General features: G+C 72.2%; 17 protein-coding genes. 11 read left to right on the top strand and 6 right to left on the bottom strand.

Features of this window, described 5'->3' with window-relative positions:
- Window positions 1-915 precede the first annotated feature (915 nt).
- The 5 genes from HHX37_RS25515 (at window position 916) to HHX37_RS25495 (ending at window position 8,368) form a co-directional block, all read left to right on the top strand.
- Window positions 916-1,419, top strand: coding sequence for a hypothetical protein (locus tag HHX37_RS25515; protein WP_182887033.1), 504 nt, complete (start codon window positions 916-918; stop codon window positions 1,417-1,419).
- Window positions 1,419-2,819, top strand: coding sequence for a hypothetical protein (locus HHX37_RS25510; RefSeq protein WP_182887032.1), 1,401 nt, complete (start codon window positions 1,419-1,421; stop codon window positions 2,817-2,819). Before HHX37_RS25515 ends, HHX37_RS25510 begins: the two co-directional genes overlap by 1 nt.
- Window positions 2,820-3,097: 278 nt before the next feature.
- Window positions 3,098-4,432, top strand: a complete 1,335-nt coding sequence (locus HHX37_RS25505) for a VWA domain-containing protein (RefSeq protein WP_396776734.1) — start codon at window positions 3,098-3,100, stop codon at window positions 4,430-4,432.
- Between the two features lie 10 nt (window positions 4,433-4,442).
- Window positions 4,443-5,558 (top strand): ATP-binding protein, encoded by a 1,116-nt coding sequence (locus HHX37_RS25500; RefSeq protein ID WP_111697253.1) that lies wholly within the window; start codon window positions 4,443-4,445, stop codon window positions 5,556-5,558.
- The gene (locus HHX37_RS25495; RefSeq protein WP_182887031.1) at window positions 5,555-8,368 is read left to right on the top strand and encodes a DUF5682 family protein; all 2,814 of its coding nucleotides are present in this window, start codon (window positions 5,555-5,557) and stop codon (window positions 8,366-8,368) included. The genes HHX37_RS25500 and HHX37_RS25495 overlap by 4 nt, the downstream gene beginning before the upstream one ends.
- 115 nt (window positions 8,369-8,483) lie before the next feature.
- Here the strand turns inward: HHX37_RS25495 and HHX37_RS25490 are convergent, their stop codons facing one another.
- Window positions 8,484-9,137, bottom strand: a complete 654-nt coding sequence (locus HHX37_RS25490) for a hypothetical protein (protein WP_182887030.1) — start codon at window positions 9,135-9,137, stop codon at window positions 8,484-8,486.
- Between the two features lie 231 nt (window positions 9,138-9,368).
- Between HHX37_RS25490 and HHX37_RS37130 the strand changes: the two genes are divergently transcribed.
- Entirely contained in the window at window positions 9,369-9,701 is a 333-nt protein-coding gene (locus HHX37_RS37130) for a BRCT domain-containing protein (protein WP_182887029.1), read from the top strand.
- A 110-nt stretch (window positions 9,702-9,811) separates the two neighbouring features.
- Here the strand turns inward: HHX37_RS37130 and HHX37_RS25480 are convergent, their stop codons facing one another.
- Window positions 9,812-10,381: a TetR/AcrR family transcriptional regulator gene (locus HHX37_RS25480; protein ID WP_182887028.1), complete on the bottom strand. Its 570-nt coding sequence runs from the start codon at window positions 10,379-10,381 to the stop codon at window positions 9,812-9,814.
- 90 nt (window positions 10,382-10,471) lie between these two features.
- Between HHX37_RS25480 and HHX37_RS25475 the strand changes: the two genes are divergently transcribed.
- On the top strand, window positions 10,472-11,485 hold the full coding sequence (locus HHX37_RS25475) for a ketopantoate reductase family protein (protein ID WP_182887027.1): 1,014 nt from the start codon (window positions 10,472-10,474) through the stop codon (window positions 11,483-11,485).
- Here the strand turns inward: HHX37_RS25475 and HHX37_RS25470 are convergent.
- Window positions 11,436-12,599, bottom strand: a complete 1,164-nt coding sequence (locus HHX37_RS25470; RefSeq protein ID WP_182887026.1) for a hypothetical protein — start codon at window positions 12,597-12,599, stop codon at window positions 11,436-11,438. The two genes, HHX37_RS25475 and HHX37_RS25470, sit on opposite strands and share 50 nt — an antisense overlap.
- 297 nt (window positions 12,600-12,896) lie before the next feature.
- Here HHX37_RS25470 and HHX37_RS25465 point away from each other — a divergent pair, with 297 nt between their 5' ends.
- Window positions 12,897-13,730: a hypothetical protein gene (locus HHX37_RS25465; RefSeq protein ID WP_310740525.1), complete on the top strand. Its 834-nt coding sequence runs from the start codon at window positions 12,897-12,899 to the stop codon at window positions 13,728-13,730.
- Window positions 13,727-14,104, top strand: a complete 378-nt coding sequence (locus tag HHX37_RS25460; protein WP_111697243.1) for a GntR family transcriptional regulator — start codon at window positions 13,727-13,729, stop codon at window positions 14,102-14,104. Before HHX37_RS25465 ends, HHX37_RS25460 begins: the two co-directional genes overlap by 4 nt.
- A gap of 246 nt (window positions 14,105-14,350) precedes the next feature.
- Here HHX37_RS25460 and eda read toward each other — a convergent pair whose 3' ends face one another.
- The 3 genes from eda to edd are packed head-to-tail and all read right to left on the bottom strand — an operon-like array spanning window position 14,351 to window position 17,861.
- On the bottom strand, window positions 14,351-14,968 hold the full coding sequence (gene eda / locus HHX37_RS25455) for a bifunctional 4-hydroxy-2-oxoglutarate aldolase/2-dehydro-3-deoxy-phosphogluconate aldolase (RefSeq protein WP_111697242.1): 618 nt from the start codon (window positions 14,966-14,968) through the stop codon (window positions 14,351-14,353).
- Window positions 14,968-16,023, bottom strand: coding sequence for a glucokinase (locus HHX37_RS25450; RefSeq protein ID WP_182887025.1), 1,056 nt, complete (start codon window positions 16,021-16,023; stop codon window positions 14,968-14,970). The genes eda and HHX37_RS25450 overlap by 1 nt, the downstream gene beginning before the upstream one ends.
- Window positions 16,020-17,861, bottom strand: coding sequence for a phosphogluconate dehydratase (gene edd / locus HHX37_RS25445; RefSeq protein WP_310740524.1), 1,842 nt, complete (start codon window positions 17,859-17,861; stop codon window positions 16,020-16,022). The genes HHX37_RS25450 and edd overlap by 4 nt, the downstream gene beginning before the upstream one ends.
- A gap of 244 nt (window positions 17,862-18,105) precedes the next feature.
- Here edd and HHX37_RS25440 point away from each other — a divergent pair, with 244 nt between their 5' ends.
- Entirely contained in the window at window positions 18,106-19,257 is a 1,152-nt protein-coding gene (locus HHX37_RS25440; protein WP_182887024.1) for an ROK family transcriptional regulator, read from the top strand.
- Window positions 19,258-19,585: 328 nt separating this feature from the next.
- Window positions 19,586-21,001 (top strand): PQQ-dependent sugar dehydrogenase, encoded by a 1,416-nt coding sequence (locus tag HHX37_RS25435; protein ID WP_220503115.1) that lies wholly within the window; start codon window positions 19,586-19,588, stop codon window positions 20,999-21,001.
- Window positions 21,002-21,183 lie beyond the last annotated feature (182 nt).

Below are 21,183 nucleotides of genomic sequence, written 5' to 3'. Positions count from 1 at the left end.
GCACGCCCTCTGCCCGATGCAGACGGCGTATCTCCGCCCAGTCCTCCACCTTCAGCACCCTCCAAGGTCTCGGAGGGGGTCAGTTTTCGGAGTACCTCAGGGGGTCAGTTTTCAGGATCCGCCGACATGCGTCCACTGACGGCACTCACGTTGATTCACGGGCGGGGTACCTACCTGGGTCTCCCCGATGGTGGCGATTCGCCCGGAGGTGAACGGCGCGGCTTCCGGAGGCAGTTGCTGCATGGTCTTCGCGTCGCGGAATCGGCGTAACAGCGCCCGTCGCACGAGGTCGCCGCGGCTACCCGTCGGCAACGTCACGCTGGCGGGCGGCGGAGTCTTGGGGATCTGCGGATGAAGCGACAGGCTACTTGGCCACACACGGGGGGCTGAGGATGTTGCCGGGTGGGTGCCGCCAGGAGTTTCCCCGCCACAGGCCATGACTGTGAGGCCGAGTGCGATCGCAGCGACCCTTACGCACCACCAGCCGCGCAAGGGTGCTGCGAGCTTGTGCGGCCTCATCGCAGGTTCCTTCCGTCGAGCAGACCGTACCGAGCTACACGGACCGTGCATTTGCCCTTTGCCCTTTTCGTTTGCTGAAGCGGCACGGGCTAGAGGGTGAGCGCCGTGGCCCCGCCCTCCGGTGCCCGGCACCTGACCACCACCCCAGAGCGATACCGGCAACACTTCTCGACCAGCGCAGTGTGACCGTCGCCACCAATCAGAACTCCCGCCGGCTCTTCTGCGGCCGCCGCAGCGACCTGCATGACCAACAATGCGATCGACCGGCAACTCCGCACGCATCGCCACAGGTGCCATCGGTCGGCCACGGTATCCATCCGAGCCCGGCATGTGTCTTTTCGCAGGCCGGGTGAGGGCGTACCGGTTTTGTCGGGACCGGCCAGTACCTTCCGGATCATGAATGACCGTTCCCCCGACGGCGAAGCCGTGTGGGCGCACCGCAGCAGGCTGCGTGTGATACCGCCGGTCCAGCCCCGCAAGCTGGCGAAGGTCCCCTTCGTCGAGCTGGCGGACGGCCGGCTGCAGGGCGTGGTGTCGAGCGGCTCGGACATCAGCCGGGTCTACGTCTCCTCCATCGCCGCGGGCACCCACAACTACAACTGCAGTACCAACAACAACCGCCCCTGCGGCGGCCTGTACGGCTCGCCGTGCAAACACCTGCAGGCCCTCACAGCCGAGGCCGTGCTGCAGTACGGCCTCGATCGCGTGGCCACGTACCTGCGGGTAGAGGTTCCGGAGGGCGCCGACCTGATCGCTTGTCTGAGTGGTGGGCACGAGCCCGCCCCCGCCGCCATGGTGTTCAGCCGCTTCCTGCGCCACCTGGCCTATCTGGAGGTGCCGGCGACCACCGTGCCGATCCCCGAGATGCACTGGTTTCCGTCCGAGGGGGCGGTGCGCTGATGCTCGCCGTACAACTGGCCGGGCTGCTCGACGGCGACCCGGAGGGCACGAGGGAGGCGCTCGCCCTGGTCGACGGGTTCGACGACGCCCTGGTGCACGGCCTCGCCCGGCTCTCCGAGGAGCGGGCCGAGGCGCCGGCCGCCCTGGCCGGGGTGTTCAGCGCGACCCCGATCGGCGACCGGCTGGCGGAGGCGGCGGCCAAGGTCGCCTCGGGCTCGATCACCGAGGAGCACCTGACCGCGCTCGCGGGCGGCCGGGCCGCGCTCTTCGGAGCCGTCCACGACGCCCTGCTCGCCGATCTCGACGCGGCGCTCGGACGCGAGCGTGCGCCCTGGTACCCGGCGCCGCGGTCCGAGCAGGACACAGCCGCCAACCTGCTCGGCGGAGCCCGATCCTGGCTGCGCGAACTGGCCATCATCGGCTGGCGCGGCGTCGACCACGACCTCGTCTCCGCCGTCGACCGGATCACCGAAGGGCTGACGGTCGTGCCGGGACTGCGCAGGCTCGCCGTGCTCTTGGACGGTTTCGCCGCCGAGCTGCGCGCCTCCTGCCCCATCGGCACGATGGAGCATCTGCCGGTGAGGCGCTGGGCCGACCTGTGGACCCGCGCCCTGCTGCTGGCTCAGGACGGCGTCCTGCCCGGCGAGCCCCGGGCCGTGGCCACGGTGTCCGGCCGGCTGCTGATCCTCGGCGTCGACGTGCACGAGCACGGAACCGCGGTCCAGTTCCAGGTCCACGCCGTGCTGGAACCCGCGGACGGTGGTCAGGCCCGGCTGGTGCGCACGAGTGTCACGGCGGCCAAGGTCGACACCATCATCGGGCCCGCGCTGTGGAAACTGGCACACGATCACAAGGTCCTGCTGGCCGCCCTGGCCGGCCACCTGTCCCTGGAGGTCACGGACCTGCCCCTGCTCGACGGCGGCGACGTGATCTGGCACGACGATCGGGCGTCCCTGGGCAAGCCGGCCGACCCGTTCACCACCGCGCGGCTGCACCTCGCCGGGGTGCTCGCCCCCGCGGCGCCGCCGCTGGAGCGGGTCCCGGTACGCATCGCCGAACCTGTGCTGATCGAGGGCTACGAGGTGACCGGCGACGGCTCGTTCGACCTGGGCGGATCAGTGCTCGCGGTGGATACCGCCCGGCTGCCCGGCTGCGGCCCGCTCACCCCGAAGCTGGTCGCGGGCTCCTCCGCGTGCGTCGGCCTGGTCCGCTGGGACGGCGGGCGCTGGCTGCTCCAGCCGCTGGCCGTTCAGGCGAAGGTCAAACGGGAGACCGTCGCCGTGGGCACCGGCGACTGGGCGCAGGGCCCGACCGACCCCAAGGTGGTCAAGGCCGAGGCCAGGTCGGGAGACGCGGTCGCCGTGCTGCGCGAGCGGGCCGGACGGTTGCTGCGGCAATGAACGACCACAATCCTACCGACGACGATCTTCCCGTGCGGAACCCGGGTGAGCGGGACATAGCGGGCATCGAGGCGCCGGGCGACGACCGCGCGGCGAGTGGAGGTGTCATGACCGGTGACCGCGCTTCTCAGCAGATCGTGGCCGAAGGCGGCACCACGAACGGCCGTGCCGTGATCGACGGCGGCGCGACGGACCGGAACCGGCGTCAGGTGCTGTACTGGCGGTTGCTCGCGCGCCTCTTCGCCCCCGAGGAGCAGCCGACGTTGGAGACGGCGAGCATGGCGATCGCCGGGGATCTCGGGCTGCCCGCCGCGGTACTCGATCCCTCCGTCTCGATCGAATCGCTGGTGCAGCGGTTTCCGGAGCTGGCCGCCGAGTTCCAGAACCTGCTCGCGCCGGGGGAGGACGCCCCCGGTGACGAGGTGCGCAGGGCCGCGCTGATCTCGAAGCTGCTGCTCAACGTCTTCGCCACCGGTACGGGCGACGTCACCGCCACGCAGCTCGCGACCTGGCAGCAGGACGCCGCCTGGTTCAAGCAGGCCATGTGCGGCGGACAGGGACCAGGCACGGGGACCGGGCAAGGGACGGGCTCCGCGGCGGGACCTGGCGCGGGGGCCGGCGCCGCGTCCGGAGCGGGCCCCGGATTCGGGGCCGGGTCGGGGTCCGGGGTGGGAGCTGGTGGGGGACCCGGGGCGGGATCTGGGGCGGGCGACGGGCTCGACCCCGAGCTGGCCCGCGCACTGGCCGACCTGGAGGGCGACCTCGTCCGCCGGATGCGGCTGCGCGAGGTTCTGGCCGACCCGGCCCTGGCCAGGCGGCTCACACCGAGCATGTCACTCGTCGAGCAGCTCCTGCGAGACAAGTCGAACCTGTCCGGCGTGGCTCTGGCCAACGCCAAGGCGTTGATCCGCAGATTCGTCGACGAGGTCGCCCAGGTCCTGCGCACGCAGGTCGAGAAGGCCAGCGTGGGAGAGATCGACCGCTCGGTGCCGCCCAAACGGGTGTTCCGCAACCTCGACCTCGAACGGACGATCTGGAAGAACCTCACCAACTACAACCCCGAGGATCGGCGGCTCTACGTCGACCGGCTGTACTACCGGCGCACCGCGCGGCGTACCACTCCGGCCCGCATGATCGTGGTCGTCGACCAGTCCGGCTCCATGGTCGACGCGATGGTCAACTGCACGATTCTCGCGTCTATCTTCGCCGGGCTACCCAAGGTTGACGTTCACCTGATCGCGTACGACACGCGGGCGCTCGACCTCACCCCGTGGGTGCACGATCCGTTCGAGGTGCTGCTGCGCACCCAGCTCGGCGGCGGCACCGACGGCACGGCCGCCCTGGCCGTCGCCCACCCGAAGGTCACCGACCCCCGTAACACGGTGGTCGTGTGGATCTCGGACTTCTACGAATGGAACTGCGACGGCGTCTACGCCGGAATGGAGGCGCTGCACCGATCCGGCGTACGGCTCATTCCGGTGGGCTCGGTGAGCAGTGGCGGCCAGCAGAGCGTGAACCCGTGGTTCCGGCAGAAGCTCAAGGACCTTGGCACGCCCGTCATCTCCGGCCACATCCGCAAACTCGTGCTCGAACTGAAGAACTTCCTCGCCTAAGGAGACTTTGATGACCAATGAGATGCTCCGTGCGCCTGCCGAGGTGAAGTACGCCGAGGAGCTCGACTGGCTGGAGTCGATCGACGACGGCCCCAAGCCGTTCTCCTGGCGGCTCAGCCCGCGGATGGTCCGGCTGTTCGTGCTCGGCTCCGAGCGTTCCGACGGCCTGGACAGGGAGATTCCGCAGAAGTGGTTCGGCGACCGCAGCTTCGTCGAGCGCAGCATCGTCACACTCGCCTCCGACCGCGGCCTGCTGCTGATCGGTGACCCCGGGACTGGCAAGAGCTGGCTGGCCGAGCTGCTCGCCGCCGCGATCTGCCGCAACTCCACCCTGGTCGTGCAGGGTACGGCGGGCACTACCGAGGACCACATCAAGTATTCGTGGAACGTCTCGATGGTGATCGCCAAGGGCCAGTCGCGGGAGTCGATGATCCCCTCGCCGATCATGACGGCGATGGAACAGGGCGTGATCGGCCGGTTCGAGGAGCTGACCCGCTCAACCAGCGACGTGCAGGACGCGCTGATCTCGATCCTGTCCGAGAAGTACGTCTCCATCCCCGAGCTGGACACCGACAACACCGTGTTCGCCAGGCCCGGGTTCTCGATCATCGCCACGGCCAACAGCCGGGACCGCGGGGTGAACGACCTTTCCTCGGCGCTGAAGCGGCGGTTCAACTTCGTCCGCATCCCGGTGGTGACCAGCAAGACCAGCGAGGCGGAGATCGTCCGCTTCCGTACGACGGAGCTGCTGCGCCGCCACCGGATCGAGCTGGACGTCCCGCCCACGCTGCTGGACATCCTGCTGCAGAGCTTCGCCGACCTGCGCGCAGCCGCCGCGTCGGCCACCAGTGAGGACGAGAAGCTGGAGTCGGCTCTGTCCACCGCCGAGCAGATCGGCGTGCTGGAGGACGCCATTCTGCACAGTCACTTCTTCGGTGACCGCACGCTGCGTGCCGAGACTCTGGGCGGCTCCCTGGTGGGCTCGCTGGCCCGGCGGGCACCGGAGGACCTGGCGATCCTCAACAAGTATTGGCACGGTGTGGTCGAACCACGCAGCAAGAAGGACGGCGGCGAGTGGACGAGCTTCCTCGAGGGCGGCCGTCAGACCATCTCCACGCTGTCATGAGTACGTTCGACGCCCTGCGCGGGCAACTCCTCGCCGCCGCCGAGACGTTCTCCGGCGGCGCGGGCGCCCTGTCGGGCATCCTGACCGGCATGGTCGACGACGTCGACCGGATGCTGCGGGAGGACCTCGAGATTTTCCCGGTGTGTCACCACTCGCCGGCCTCCGCGCTGGCGATGGCTCTGCGGCTGCGGGACAAGCGGCCCAAGGTCGTCTACCTGGAGCTGTGCGAGGACCTGCGCCCTCTGCTGGAGGAACTGCGCAACTGCCGGCTGCCCGTGGCGCTACAGGCGTTCGCCACTCAGCTCGACGGCTTCCCGGCCGGCTCTGGACCGCTCAGCGTCGTGGCGCCGGTCACCGAGGCGTCCGCCGAATACCAGGCGATCGCGTACGCGCTCGACACTCCGGACGTGGAGCTGGTGCTGGTCGATCGCTCGGTGGACCACGTATTCCAGTGGGAGCCCGGCGCCTCGGACGGCCAGGCCAAGTCCGGGAACGACGCCGGGAGCGAACCGGAGGACCTCGACGAGCACGGTGAAGAAGCGGCGCTGCACGGGGACTCCGTCGGCGTCGAGATCGGCGACCTGCGCCCCCGCTTCGCCGAGTTGGAGGCCCACCTGCTGCATCACGGCAAGGTCCGGCACTGGTCGGAATGGTGGGACCAGTACGTCGAGCAGCCGCTGACCGGTGCGGACTACGACACCTACCGGCAGGCTATGGCGTTGATCGGCAGCCTGTTCCGGCGGCTGCGCCCCGCGCAGGACGACCGGCTGGCGATCGACGAGGAACGCGAGCGCTACATGTGGACGCGGATCCGCGAGCATCTCGCCATCTCCGGAGCCGACCCGGCCGACTGCCTGTACGTATGCGGAGCCTTCCACGCCGTCAGCGAAATCACCGAGTTCGGTCTGACGTCCGACGCGGCCCCCTACACGATCACGCCGCGCACCGGCACCCGCTGGCTGTACGGGCTCATCCCCTCCAGCCACTCGGCGATCGAGGCCCAGTTCGGCCTGGCCCAGGGATCGGTGTCGATCGCCGCCGCCACCTGGGCCAAGGCGATCCGGCGGGCCGGTGCCACGCCGTACCGGCTGAAGGGGCAGCAGGACAGGCGCGCCCGCGCCAAGGCGGTCAAGGCCGCGCCGCCCGCCGTCGCCGGGCCGGCCCGCGACCGGCTCGCCGGGTTCCTGGCCACCCCGCCCGTGCTGGACGACCTGGACGAGGACGAGCTGCGTGGGTGGTGCGTCGACATCGTGCGGCTGGCCCGACGCAACGGCTACCTGGCCAGCACGGCCGACGCCATCGCCGTGTTCGAGACGTCGATCTTGCTCGCCGGTCTGCGTGGCCGGGCCAGGCCCGCGCCGTACGACTTCGCGGACGCGGCGGTGACCTGCATCGAGAAGGACGCCGTGCCGGGCCGCCGGGACGTCCGCCGCCTATGCGAGATCCTGCTGGGCGGTGACCGGATCGGCGTGGTCGGCTACGAGGCGCTGCCTCCGCTCGCCCGCGACGTGTACGACCGGCTGGAGCCGCTAGGGCTGGACCTGAGCCGGCGCACCCAGCAGCGGGTGCTGCTCGACCTGAAGGCGGACCCGGAGCTGGAGCCGTGCTCGGACGTGCTGTGGAAGCTGCGCTACCTGCTGCCCGACGACGCGGTACGGCCGATCATGGGGGCCAGGCGGCTCGGCGAGCGGCCGATTCAGGAAAGCTGGGATCTGGCGATCGGCCGGCACCAGCGGTCAATCATCGAGCTGGGCTACGAGGGCGTCACTGTCGAGCAGGTGCTGGAGCAGCGGCTACGCCGCAGGGTCTGGGAGCCCCGTGCCACCGCCGGAGACGCACTCGCGGCCGTGGAGGACGCCATCCTCTACCTCGGCAGCCGCCGGTTCGCCGACGAGCTCGGCAACCGCGCGGTCGAGTTGCTGGCCGCAGAGCGCACGGTCGACGACGCGCCCGAGGTGCTGCGCCGGATCCGGCGGCTGCTGGCCCACTTCCGGGCCACGCAACCGGAACTGCCGACTTGGTGCGAGGCGTTCGTCACGGCCGGATACGCGCACTACTGCACGCTGCTGCCCACCGCCTTCGCGGACGACGACACCGGCCTGCGGCAGGTCGGTGCCATGCTCGGCTTCCTGTTCACGCTGGAGAGCCTCGCGCTGGCGCTGGGCTGCGACCGGGCCCAGCTCGAACTCGCCGTACGGCAGTCACACCCGGAGGCCCCCGCCAAAGTGGCCCTGCTCTGGGCGGCCAAGACTCAGCTGGGCCTGCTGCCGCGGGACGAGTTGCGCGCCAGGTGTGATGAACTGCTGGCCAACCCGCTCGTCGTTCCCGCCTTCCCGCTCTACCTGAGCGGGTTCGTCCAGGCGCTCGAACCGGTCCCGGCCCTCGCGCCGTTCGTGGTGGAGGCGCTGTCCAAGGCGTTCGCGCGGCTACCCGACTCCGTTCTGCTGCCGTGGCTGCCGACGCTGATCACGACGCTGCGCAGGCACGCGCAGGAGCTGGTGCCGGTGCTCGTCCGGGAGGCGGGCCGCACCTTCCCCGGTAACCTCGCCGAGCTGGACGGGTGGACGCCGCCGTGGGAACGGCCGGCCGTACCGGCCGGGCGGGCCCGCCCGGCCGCCGTACTGAGCGGGCCGGTCGCCGCGCTGCTGGCCCGGCACCCGCAGGCGTGCGACGCCGTGGCGGCCCTGCTCGCTTGCCCAGCCGAATGGCCCGACGTCGACGGCCCGGAGCTGGGAGGCGCCGAGGTGCGGGAGCTGCTCGCCCGTCACCCCGCCACGACCGACGCGATCGCCGCCCTGCTTTGCGACTGAGTCCCCCTGTGCCAAGCCGCCGCCTGGCGGTAGCGACCTGCGGCGGACCACCCGCACGTCACCCGCATCCTCCCGACGCCTATCGAGGTCTGGTTCCCGACAACCCGGACAGGCGTCAGTGCGCGCCGTCCGGGATCAGCGACGGCCTGGCCTCGACGAACCGGAGCGGGGCCGAGCCGTACCGCCGCCGCAGCTGCGCCGAGGCGCGGGCCACGGAAGTGGTGCCGACCTCCACGGCGGTGCCGTCGTGACGCGCGGTCACCGACGTGATGGGCACCCCGCGCCGGCCCCAGTAGGCGATGTCGCGGCGCACCCGCGCGGCCAGGGCGTCCAGCTCCCGCGCCGCATGGGGCGCGTAGCGCGTCTTGATCGGCGCTTTCGGGAAACGGGCGCGCAGCGCCGCGTCGAGGGCGGGCGACGGGCGCCGGTAGACGATCAGGCCGCCTCCCGTGGGCGCCAGGGCGACCCCGGCGTACTGACGGGGGAAGTCGCGCCGCAGGGCCGCGTCGATGCGGTCGGCCAGCCTCGCGAGCGCCACCTGACCGGGGTGCGGCGCACCGGAGGCGGACGGGACGTCACCCGCGGCGGCGGGGCCCGTCGACGCGCAGGCCACCGCCGTGACAGCACCGAGGGCCAGGGCCCCGAGCAGGGCGACTGCGATCCTGCGGGCTGCCTTCGCGCCGCGCCGCGCGGCCCGCGGCGCTTCACCGGCCCGGGAAAGCGCCGCGGCTTCGTCCGGCAGGCGGCCTCGCCGCTCATACAGGTCCATGTCCCCGCGCTCCTCCCCGGGCGGGCCGTCCTGCCCGCCTGTCGTCGTCAGCGTACGAGTGCGCCGGCCCCGCCCCGCGCGAGCCCCGTGCCGGGCCCGGAGGTGCGTACGGTCAGCCGACTTTGATCGCGATGCCCGGGAACGCGGTGGTCGCGTTGGCCCACGGCGCGTAGTAGAACCGCCAGGAGCCTGAGCGACCTCATCGACAAGCTCGTCCGGGCCGGGGTGAACATGGCCGAGCCCGATGCGGCGGCGCCCGCCGGTGACCAGGTCGGCACGACCACCCCGGCGTCGGGTGAGGACGAGCCGGGTGCTCTGCCGCTGACCGGGATGACGGTCGTGGTCACAGGCGCGATGAGCGGGCAGCTGGCGGCACTGTCCCGCAACCAGATGAACGAGCTCATCGAGCGGGCCGGAGGCCGGGCGTCCTCCAGCGTCTCGGCGAAGACCTCGCTGGTCGTCGCAGGAGACAACGCGGGGTCCAAGCGGGCGAAGGCCGAGTCCCTCGGTGTGCGGATCGCTTCCCCCGAGGAGTTCGCCGAGATGGTCGCGCACCTGTTGTAGGCGACCCTGCTCGTACGCCGGCGCCCCAGGGCGCGAGCGTCGCATGCCGGCGCCGCCGTACCACTGACCGGGCCCTTCGCTCGCGGCATGCGACCTCGTGTCGCACCTTGTCACAGCGGGCGGCGGAGCCCGTCCAGCACGAGGGTGATGACATCGTCGGCCTCGGCCCGCCAAGCGGGGCGGTCATGGGCCGCACCGATGCCGTGCAGCGCCATCATCACGGCACCGGCATCCACGTCGTCGCGAACGGCGCCGTCCCGCACGGCGGCGGCCACCAGGTCGGTGACAGCCTGCTCCAGCGCCAGGCTGCCCTCGGCGAGGGCACCTGAGCGATCGGCCATGAGCGTGGCCAGCGTCCGGGCCAGGCCCTTGTGGGCACCTATGTGGTCGACCATGCCGCGCAGGAAGGTCGCCAGAGCCTCCGCCGCGGGCAGCGTGTCCTGTAGTCGGCGGGCGCGGTCGCACAGCGCGGCGACTTCCCCGTGGTAGACCGCCTCGGCCAGCGCCTCCCGGGTGGGGAAGTGGCGGTACAACGTGCCGGTGCCCACCCCGGCCAGGTGTGCGAAGTCGTCGAAGCGCAGGTCGAAGAACTCGCCGGCGTCGAAGATCTCGCGTGCCTTGGCGATCAGGGCATCGCGGTTGCGTTGGGCGTCGGCCCGCAGTGGCTTGCCGGCGGTCATGAGCTACCTCGCGTTGACAAGTGGAGATGGTCTCCATATTTTGCAAAGTGGAGATTGCCTCCGAATCGATCGTACCCCACGAGGTGCAGCTTGAAGATCCTGATGTTCGGCCGAGGCGTGATCGCCACCGTCTATGGCTGGGCCCTGCAACAGGCGGGACATGACGTCGAGTTCTACGTCCGGCCGGGCCGCGCGGCGACGTACGGAGACGCGGTGGACCTCGACCTGATCGATATGCGGCGCCGGGTGTGGGGGCGGCGCGTCGTCGAGAGGTGGCCGGTGCGCTGCCGCGAGGCGCTGGAGCCGGACCACGACTTCGACCTGATCGTGCTCAGCGTGCCGCACCACCGCCTCCCGGAGGCGACGGCCTTCCTGTCCCCGCGTGTCGGCCAGGCCACGGTGCTGGTCTTCGGCAACCTCTGGACCGAGCCGCCGGCCGCGATCGGCGCTCTCCCCGTCGACCGGATCGCCTGGGGCTTTCCGCAGGCCGGTGGCGGTTTCGGCGCGGACGGCGTGCTCCGTGGGGCGCTGCTGCCGTCGGTCGTCTTCGGCACTCTCGGCCGGCCCCCGACCGACCGTGAGCGGGCCGTGCGCCAGGCGTTTCGCGAGGCCGGGCTCCGGCTCAAGGAGCGGCCTGACTTCCGCGGCTGGCTGTGGGTCCATTTCGCGTCGGACGCCGGCTTGTTCTCGCAGGGCCTGCGGCTGGGTTCCCTGTCAAAGCTGGCCGGGGCGACGGGCGACCTGCGCGAGGCGCTGCTGGCCGGCCGCGAGCTTCTGCCGCTCCTCGAGGCGCGAGGCGTCGACCTGCGCCGTCACCGGGGCGGTGTGCTGCTGTTCCGTGCGCCCACCTGGCTGACGGCCCCCGCGCTCGCCTGGCTGACCGCTCATGTCGCGCTCTTGCGCGTGAGTTTCGCGGCGCACTCCGATCCCGAGGCCGAGGAGCCGCGTGAGGTCTGCCGGGACACCCTGGCCGAAGCACGACGGCTGGGCATCTCGGTGCCGCGCCTGGAAGCGGCGGAACCGAACTTCGCCCGTGAGGGGACGAGCCGAGGCTCTAGCCGTCGTAGCGGAAGACGACGTGGCCCTGGGGAGGTCGCCGGTTGAAACCCGCGGCCAGCGCCGAACCGGTACCCGGGACGGCGACGAGGTCCGACCACTCGAAGCCGCTCGACACGGGAGTCACGGTCTGGCGGGTCAGCTTCCGGCCGGTGTGGCGCAAGGAGTCGACGGCCAAAGTGGTGTAGGCATAGGGATCCTGCCCGTCAGGCGTCGCGGTGATCGACTGCCGGTACGAGGCCGCGAGCACACCGCCCCGACCGTCGGGGGCGAGGTCTCGGATGACGTCGCCGGGCAGGCGGATCTGGTGCCATTTCGCGCCGTCTCGGCTACCAGTGTGCCAGTGGAGCAGGACGGCTCCGGGCTGGGACCAGTCACCCTGCTGGAACCCCGCGGCGACCCAGACGTCCTTCGCTCCCGAGGTGACCAGCGCGTCGAGCCGGAGCTTCACGGGCCCGTACGCCGGGGTGGGGGCGGCGGGCACGGCTGTTACGGGCAGTCGCACTGTGCTCCAGGCCAGGCCGTTCCAGCGCATTACGGACGAGGGCCCGAAGCCCCAGATGTCGCCCGGCGACCGGACGCTGATGCCCTTCAGAGTGGCGGGGAAGGGCAGGCTCGTCCAGCGGCCGCTGTGGAAGCGCTTGAAGAACCCCTTCCCTGTGCGGTCGTCACGGCCCAGGATCCACGTGTGCGTCGCGTCGAGGACCTCCAGGTCGGTGATCGAAGTGCGGCCCGAGCCCATGAGCCGCCATCGGCTGCCGTCCCAGCGCGACAGCACCGACCGGGTGGCGGCTGAGACGTCGCCTGTCCCCGGGGCGACGGCCGTGCCGGCGGCCCACACGTTGACCGGGGATGAGGCCTCGACCAGCGTGACCTCTCGGAGCGGGAACCCCGTGGGCCCCGCGGGGTTCGCGGCCGTCGCCCACCTGCGCCCGTTCCAGTGCTTGATCAGGGGAGCCGTGAAGTAGGAGCCGTTCCTCGGGTCCAGCGTCCCGGTCCTGCGCGCGCCCACGGCCCACGCGTCGGCGGGGCCGGTGGCGGCGAGGTCGTCGACGATCGAGCCGGCCCCGCCGCGCAGGCTCACCTGCCACCCCGGCGCCGGATCGGCGGCGGCCGAAGAGACCGGAGCGAGGCCGACGCCGGCCGCCAGCACGAGGGCCAAGAGGATGCGATAACCGTCCACACCAAGGAGACGGCGATCACGGGCCCCCGGTTGCGCCTCCGAAGGTGAACAGTAGGCGTCGAGCGCCCTCGGATACGAGCCAGGCCCCCCTCGACAGGAGACGCACCGGCCGGTGCCCTCGTGAGTGAACACGGTGAGCACGCGCGTAGGCGGCGTGGAACGCTCGCCGCACGGGACCTCAAGCCGGCGACGTCCCGGCGAGGGTCACGGGGCGTTGACTTTGTCTCAAGGCATGTCTCATGATATTGCTACAAACCTTGCGACAAAGGAGGAGTCGTGGCCCATGAACCGTTATCGGACACCAGCCCGTCGGCGCCTGCGACCGACCTGCGATTGGCGGACGCATGGCTGGCCCGGCACGGCCTGTCCGGTGCCCGCCCGACCCCGCTGCTGGCCAGCCGGCTGGCGGTCCGGAGCCGCGCCCGCCTCGCAGCTCACCTCATCCTGGCCGTGCTGATCATCGCGAGCGCGCTCGCCGCGGCCTACGACCGGCTCGCCAGTTCCGCCTTCGGCGGCTTCCAGCCGTATCGACCGCTGCCGCTGCTGGTCCTGACCGCGCTGGTGGCCGTGCTGCTGCTCGCACAGTCGCTGCTCGACTGGTGGGTGCGACGCGTCGATCAGCGGGCGGGCGCGACGCTGTCCCGCAGGGCCGCCCATCCGATCCAGCCCAGCTGGCGGGCCGTGCTCGGCCTGCCGTACGCCGTCTTCGCGGTCGCCACGTTCGCCGGTGCGATGGCGCTGGCCTGGAGCGCCCTGGCCGTTCCCGACCCCACCGTGCGGCAGCTGGCCGTCGTCCTGCTGATCGGCCTGCTCGGCGTGACAGCCATCACCGCCGTGCAACTGCGCCACCTGCTGCGGCGCCCGGTCGTGGCGGAGGACGAGGAGTCGCTGACCGCCGACGTCATCATGCGCGTCGAGGACGCCCGCGATCTCACCACGCCGAGCGTGCAGTGGTCGCTGCCCATGGTGCTGCTGTTCGGCACCGCGCCCGGCTGGTGGAGCGCCGCTGCGGTCGCCAACGTGATCGTGGGCATGGTCGTGTGCGTCGCGCTCCGTGTCAGGACGCCGTCGAGCGCGACGGTGGCCCGGCGGGTGACGAGCGTCCGATGATCGTCATCGATGCGGCCTCGCCGGTGCCGCCGTTCGAGCAGCTGCGGGCCCAGCTCGCCCGGCAGATTCAGGATCGCACGCTTGCCGTGGGCACCCGCCTTCCGACCATCCGCCAGCTCGCGGCCAACCTTGGCCTGGCCGTGAACACGGTCGGCCGGGCGTACCGGGAGCTGGAGGAGGCAGGACTGATCGAAACGCGCGGGCGGGCGGGTTCGTTCGTGTCGGCCGCCGGCGAGGACGGCCTGGAGCGGGCCCGCCGGGCCGCCGCCGACTACGCGGCCGTGATCGCCAGCGTGGGCATCGACACGGGCGAGGCGATCCGCATCGTGCAGGCGGCGCTGACCTCTGGGACGGTGACACCGGCCTCGTCATGACCGCGACCCGGCCTTGAACGGAGAGGGCCCGCACGCCGCGGGTGAGCGGCGCACGGGCCCGGAGTCCATGAACGTGTGGCCGGGTCACGGTCCACGAGCATGGCCACCGGCGTCACCGAGGGAGGGTGGCTCGGCCGGCGAGCTTGTGCGGTCGGGCGCGGGGAGGCCCCGGGCCCCGCGGGCCCGCTCGGGGTCCCGGTGCGGCCCGGAGGGCCGGTCGGGGGATTCCGCGCGGGCGAAAGGGGGTCAGGGACGCAGCGCCGCGGCCTCGGCGGCGAGCTTCTCGATCCTCGCGAAGTCGCCTGCGGACACCAGGCTACGCGGTGTCAGCCAGCTTCCGCCCACGCACCCCACGTTGGACAGGGCCAGATAGGACAGCGCGCTCGCGGGGGTGATCCCGCCGGTGGGGCAGAACCGGACGTCGGGCAGCGGGCCGCTCAGCGCCTTGAGGTAGGAGACGCCGCCCGCCGGCTCCGCCGGGAAGAACTTCAGCTCACGCACGCCGCGCTCGGCCAGCGTCATCGCCTCGGTGGCCGTGGCCACGCCCGGCAGGAACGGCACGCCCGAGGCGAGCATGGCCGCGAGCAGCCCGGGGGTGGTGCCGGGGGAGACGAGGAACCGGGAACCCGCCGCGACCGCGGACTCCACGTCCTCCGGCGACCGTACGGTGCCCGCACCGATCACGGCCTCCGGCACCTCGGCGGCGATCCGCCGGATCGCGTCGAGGGCGGCCGGGGTGCGCAGCGTCACCTCGATCACCGGCAGGCCGCCCGCCACCAGCGCCCGGGCGAGGGGGACGGCGCTCTCCGCGTCGTCGAGGACGACCACCGGGACGACCGGCGCGAGGTCGAGAAGGTTGCTCATCACAGCTCCACTTCGGGGAATCGTTGGGCGAGCCAGGCGGCCGCACCCGTCAGCGCCGGCTGCTCGGCGACGATCAGCGAGGTCGGGATCGCGGCGGCGTAGTCCTTCAGCGCCGGAGCGGTCGTCTCGAACCGGGCCCGGAACGCGCTGCCCGGGATGCGTGCGGCCAGCCGGGGCAGCACGCCGCCGCCCAGGTAGACCCCGCCCCGCGCGCCGAACGTCAGGGCCACGCCGCCGGCGAACCCGCCGAGCAGCGCGAGGAAGACCTCCACGGTCTCGACGCACAGCGGGTCGTCCGACGAGGTGATCTGCGCCGCCGTCAACCCGGGCGCCGCGGCCCCGGCCGCCGTCGCCCGGGCTCCCGTCGTCAGGGTGCCCGCCGTCCGGGGCGTCTCCCGGGCCGTCTCCTGGGGAGCCGTCCGCGCGTCCGGCGCGACGCCGCGTACGAGCGCGAGGCCGCGGTGCAGGCGCGGCAGCCCGGTGCCCGACAGCAGGTGCTCGGCGTCCACGTACGGCAGGCCGTCGGCGCGCAGCGCCCGCACGATCTCCATCTCCAGGTCCGTCACTACCGGGACCGCGACGTGCCCGCCCTCGCCGCCCACGGGCAGCCAGCCCTCCCGTACGGGGACCAGCCCCGCCACCCCGAGACCGGTGCCCGGGCCCAGCACGGCCTTCGTCAGGCCGGGCGACGGCGGGGGGCCGCCGAGCGACACGAGATCATCGCCCGCGAGGTGGGGCAGCGAGATCGCGAGGGCCTCGAAGTCGTTGAGGAGCACCGTACGCGGGATGCCCAGGTCGTTCACGGAACCCGACCATCCCGCGTTCGTCAGCCGGTACCGGTCCCTGTCGACCGGCCCGGCGATCGCCAGGCACGCGGCCCCCGGCCGAACTCCGCCCGCATGGTCTGCGAGATAGGCGGCTACGGCATCGGCAAGGCCGAGATGCTGGGAAACGTCGAGTACGGTTACCGCCTCCGGCTGCCCTCCGCGCCGGGTCACCAAACCGAACCGGGCGTTGGTGCCGCCCACGTCGGCGACCAGCCAGGGCAGGCTCACGCGGTGCCCCCGAAGACACTCGCGCCGCGCTCGGCGGGGCCGACCGTACGGCGGAAGGAGGCGAACAGGTCGCGGCCGGTGCCGGTCCACTGCTCGTCGGTCAGGGGCGCGCCCTCGGGCGTGCGTCCGGTGAGGTCGGCGAGCACGGTGAGCGTCCCGGCGGCGGAGTCGAGGCGGATCACGTCGCCGTCGCGCAGCAGCGCGATCGGCCCGCCGTCGGCGGCCTCGGGGGAGAGGTGGATCGCCGCGGGGACCTTCCCCGAGGCGCCGGACATGCGGCCGTCGGTCACGATCGCGACCTTCTGGCCGCGGTCGAGCAGCACGGCCAGCGGCGGCGTGAGCTTGTGCAGCTCCGGCATGCCGTTGGCGCGGGGACCCTGGTAGCGGACGACCGCGACGAAGTCCCGCCCGTTCAGCTCGCCCCGGTCGAACGCGGCGAGCAGGTCGAGCTGGTCGTCGAACACCAGGGCCGGGGCCTCGATGACCAGGTGCTCGGGCTTGACGGCGGAGACCTTGCTCACCGCGCGGCCCAGGTTGCCCGACAGCATGTGGATGCCCCCGTCGGGGGAGAACGGCTCGGCGACCGGCCGCAGGACGTCGGGGTCGGTGCTGGGCTCGGTCCGCTCCTCCCACACCAGCACGCCCTCCTTCAGGGTGGGAGCCGTGCGGTAGTGGCCGAGGCCGCGCCCGGCCACGGTCAGCACGTCGGCGTGGAGGAGCCCGGCGTCCAGCAGGTCGCCGATGAACACCGCCATGCCGCCCGCGGCGTGGAAGTGGTTCACGTCCGCCTGGCCGTTGGGGTACATCCGGGTGATCAGCGGCACGACCTTGGACAGGGCGGCCATGTCATCCCAGGTCAGAGTGATCCCGGCGGCGGCCGCCATCGTGACCAGGTGCATCGTGTGGTTGGTGGAGCCGCCCGAGGCGAGCAGCGCGACGACCGCGTTGACGATCGCCTTCTCGTCCACGACCTCGCCGAGCGGGGTGTACTCCGCGCCGTGCGGGGTGATCTCCACGGCCCGCCGCGCCGCCGCCCGGGTCAGCGCCTGCCGCAGCTCGGTGTGCGGGTTGACGAACGTCGCGCCCGGCAGGTGGAGCCCCATGACCTCCATCAGGAGCTGGTTGGAGTTGGCGGTGCCGTAGAAGGTGCAGGTGCCGGGGGAGTGGTAGGAGGCGGCCTCGGCGTCGAGCATCTCGCCACGGCCGATCTTGCCCTCGGCGAAGGCCTGCCGGGCCCGGGCCTTGACCTTGTTGGGCAGGCCGGAGGTCATCGGCCCGGCGGGCACGAACACCGCGGGCAGATGGCCGAAGCGTAACGCGCCGACGAGCAGACCCGGGACGATCTTGTCGCAGACCCCGAGCAGCAGGGCCGCGTCGAACATGTCGTGCGACAGCGCGATCGCGGTCGCCATGGCGATCAGGTCGCGGCTGTAGAGGGACAGCTCCATGCCGGCGCGGCCCTGGGTCACGCCGTCGCACATCGCGGGCACGCCACCCGCCACCTGCGCCACGCCGCCCGCCTCGCGGACCGCCCGCTTGAGCTCCGGCGGGTACGTCTCGTACGGCTGGTGCGCCGACAGCATGTCGTTGTACGACGTCACGATGGCCACGCCGGGCTTGGCCGCGCCCCGCAGGTCGAGCTTGTCCTCGGCCGGGGCGGCGGCGAAGCCGTGGGCCAGGTTGGCGCAGGCGAGCCGCCCCCGGGCCGGCCCCCGCTCGCGCAGTTCGGCCCCGGCGCGACGCACCCGCTCCAGGTAGGCCCGGCGGGTGTCGCGGCTGCGCGTGACGACGCGGTCGGTGACCTCGGAAACCACGGGGGAAACCACGGGGTCAGTCACGGAAGGTCCTCCTCGTGCCGGGCGCGGCCGCTGCGGCGGGTCCTGCTTCCGCCGGAGCCCCCTGGCGCCGGCGAGGTCGATCTCGTGCCCGGCCCGACGCCACGTCCGCTGACCGGGCGAAGGCGTCGATCCGGCACAGGAGGGACAGTATCGGGTAGTTATGCCAGTTATCAAGCCTAGTTTTGTAACTCGAAATGAATAAGTCATTGAACTTCGGTGAGCGCGTGTGCTTCACTTCTGCTTGATGTCACGTTTAGCCACTCCTGGTGAAGTCCTCCAGCTCATCCGCAGCGGGGAGGCGGTGACGCGCGCCGACATCGGCCGCGTGACCGGCCTGTCCCGGCCGGCCGTCGCGCACCGCGTCTCCGACCTGCTCCAGCGCGGGCTGATCGTGGAGGACGCCGAGGGGCCGTCCACCGGCGGCCGCCCGCCCATGCGGCTGCGGTTCCACGCCGGTGGGGGAGTCGTCCCGGTGGCCTCGCTCGGCGCCCGCCGCACCCAGATCGCGATCTGCGACCTCGCGGGGGAGGTGCAGCACCGCACCGACATCGACATCGACGTCGAGGAGGGCCCCGGCGTCGTGCTTCCCCTGCTCATGGACACCTGGGAGAAGCTGCTGGACGGCCGCGGCGACGTGGCCGGCATCGGCCTCGGCGTCCCGGCCACCGTGGAGTTCGCGGCGGGACGGGTCGAAAGCGCCCGCGTCATGGCGAGCTGGACCGGCGTGGTGATCCCGCCCGTCATCGCCGAGCGGTTCGGCGTGCCCGTGCTCGTCGACAACGACGTGAACGTCATCGCGATGGGCGAGCACCGGAGCGTCTACGCCGCCGAGCTCGACGACCTGTTGTTCGTCAAGGTCTCCACCCGGATCGGCGCGGGAGTGATCTCCGGCGGCGGCATCCTGCGCGGCGCGCTCGGCGCGGCCGGAGAGATCGGGCACATCCCGGTGCGGGACGGCGGCGGCGTGCTGTGCCGCTGCGGCAACCTCGACTGTGTCGACTCGGTGGCCAGCGGCACCGCGATCCTGCGCGACCTGCGCGCCAAGGGCCGCGACGTCGCGTCCCTCGCCGACGTGACCGCCCTGGTGCGGGCCGGCGACGCCGAGACCATGGCCGTCGTACGGCAGGCGGGCCGCTGGCTGGGCGAGGTCATCTCCGGTGCGGTCAACCTGCTCAACCCCGCCGTCGTGGTCCTCGGCGGCGACGTCGCCGAGATGTTCCAGCCGCTGGTGTCGGGCGTACGCGAGATCGTCTACCGGCGTTCCACCCAGCTCGCCACCCGCAGCCTGCGCATCGAGCGCGGCCGCCTCGGGCCGGGCGCCGGGATCACCGGCTGCGCCCTCATGGTCCTCGACCACGTGCTGTCCGCCCAGGCCGTCGACGCCGCCGCCCGCTGACTCCGCCACCCGCTGAGCCCCGGCGCGCGCCGATCTCGGACGCTTCCGCCGGCATGCCGGGCCCGGCTCCTCCGAACGGCCGGTACGACTCCGCCAGGTGGCCCGTCCGGCTGACCCAGCAGGCGAGACCGGCCGGGCCGGGCGGTCACCATGACGCACCCATGGACGGAGTCCGCGCACCCCCCTGATCCACCACGGTGGGAGTCGTCGTGAGACCGCCGTCGAAAGGTCATGCCGTGGAACACGCGGATCCTCCGGGTCAGCCACTTCGCCGGCCGCCGGGCCGTACGTCCTCGCCGATCTCCCCGCCGTCGCCGGGAGGTGCGAGATGTCCCCGGAGGTGAGGCGCCGCCGGTCGGCGCGGATCGCGGTCCGCGCCCTCCTCGCGCTGGTCCTGCTCGCCGTCCTCGCGATGGTGGGGGTCTTCGCCGCCGTCCGACGGGGCGGCCCGCCTCAGACGGAGGCGCGCCTCGGGGCGGATCCCCGGTTCGAGGAGCCGGACACGTTCCCCATCCCGAAGGTCGAGGCGCCCGACGTCGTGGGCTGGCCCGCCGGCGTGACGCCCACCGCGCCCGAAGGTTTCACCGTCACCCGGTTCGCGGGCGGGCTGGATCACCCTCGCTGGCTCTACCTGCTTCCCGGCGGCGACGTGCTCGTCGCCGAATCCGCCACCTCGCCGAAGCCCGCCGAGTCGATCGTGATGGGCGTGCTGTCCTGGTTGCGCCGCAACGACGGCGCGACGCGGGAACGGAGCGCGAACCGGATCACCTTGCTGCGGGACACCGACGGCGACGGCGTCGCCGACTTCCGCGGCACGTTCCTCGACCACCTCAACCAGCCGTTCGGCATGGCCCTGCTGAGGGCGGCGCCGCCGTACGCGGTCGAACCTGACGCTCCCCCGGGCACCGAGGCCGTGTTCTACGTCGCCAACACCGACGGCGTGTGGCGCTTCCCGTACAGGCTCGGCGACACCCGGATCACCGCTCCGGGAGAGAAGATCCTCGATCTGCCGGCCGGCGGATACAACAACCACTGGACCCGCAACCTGTTCGCCGCCGCAGACGGCTCCAAGCTCTACGTCACGGTCGGGTCGGGGAGCAACGCGGGCGAACACGGCCTGGAGGCCGAGCGCGGCCGCGCCGCCGTGCTCCAGGTCGATCCCGGCGGAGGCGGCGCACGCGTCTACGCGTCCGGGATCAGGAACCCCAACGGTCTCGGCCTCGAACCGGCCACCGGGACACTCTGGGCGGTCGTCAACGAACGCGACGTCCTCGGCGACGACGTGTCCCCGGACTACCTGACGAGAGTCCGCGACGGCGACTTCTACGGCTGGCCGTGGAGCTACTGGGGGCACCACGTCGACGACCGGGTCACGCCCGTACGCCCGGACCTGGTCGCCAGGGCGTCGCGACCGGACTACTCACTGGGTGCCCATACCGCCCCCCTGGGGCTCGCCTTCTCCACGGGGACCGCGTTTCCCCCGGCCTACCGGGGCGGCGCGTTCATCGGTGAGCACGGGTCCTGGAACCGCGGCGACCCCGTCGGATACAAGGTCGTCTACGTGCCGTTCGCCCATGGCATGCCCAGCGGCAGGCCGCAGGACTTCCTCACCGGCTTCAAGCCCGACCCCGGCGACAGCACGACGTATGGACGCCCCGTCGGAGTCGTCCTCGACAAGGCCGGAGGCCTCCTGGTCGCCGACGACGCCGGCGACACCGTCTGGCGTGTCGCCCCGCGCAGGTGACGAGATCCAATGAGCCGTCGCCTGGTTCCACGGCCGCCTGTGCCGCACGGGCGGCGGGTCTGTGCGGGACCGCGTCGATCGCCGGGGCGGCGCACGCGCCGAGGGGCAGCACGGCGGCCAGGATCAGGGCTCCGCGACGGGTCATCCGTCTCCGTCCTTTCCGCCGTCCACGATGCGTGGAC

Origin of the sequence: Microbispora sp. H10885, from assembly GCF_014161415.1 — a bacterium.
GTDB lineage: Bacteria > Actinomycetota > Actinomycetes > Streptosporangiales > Streptosporangiaceae > Microbispora > Microbispora triticiradicis.
The sequence above is the reverse complement of the archived record's forward strand: the minus strand, read 5'-3'. Positions and strand labels throughout refer to the sequence as shown.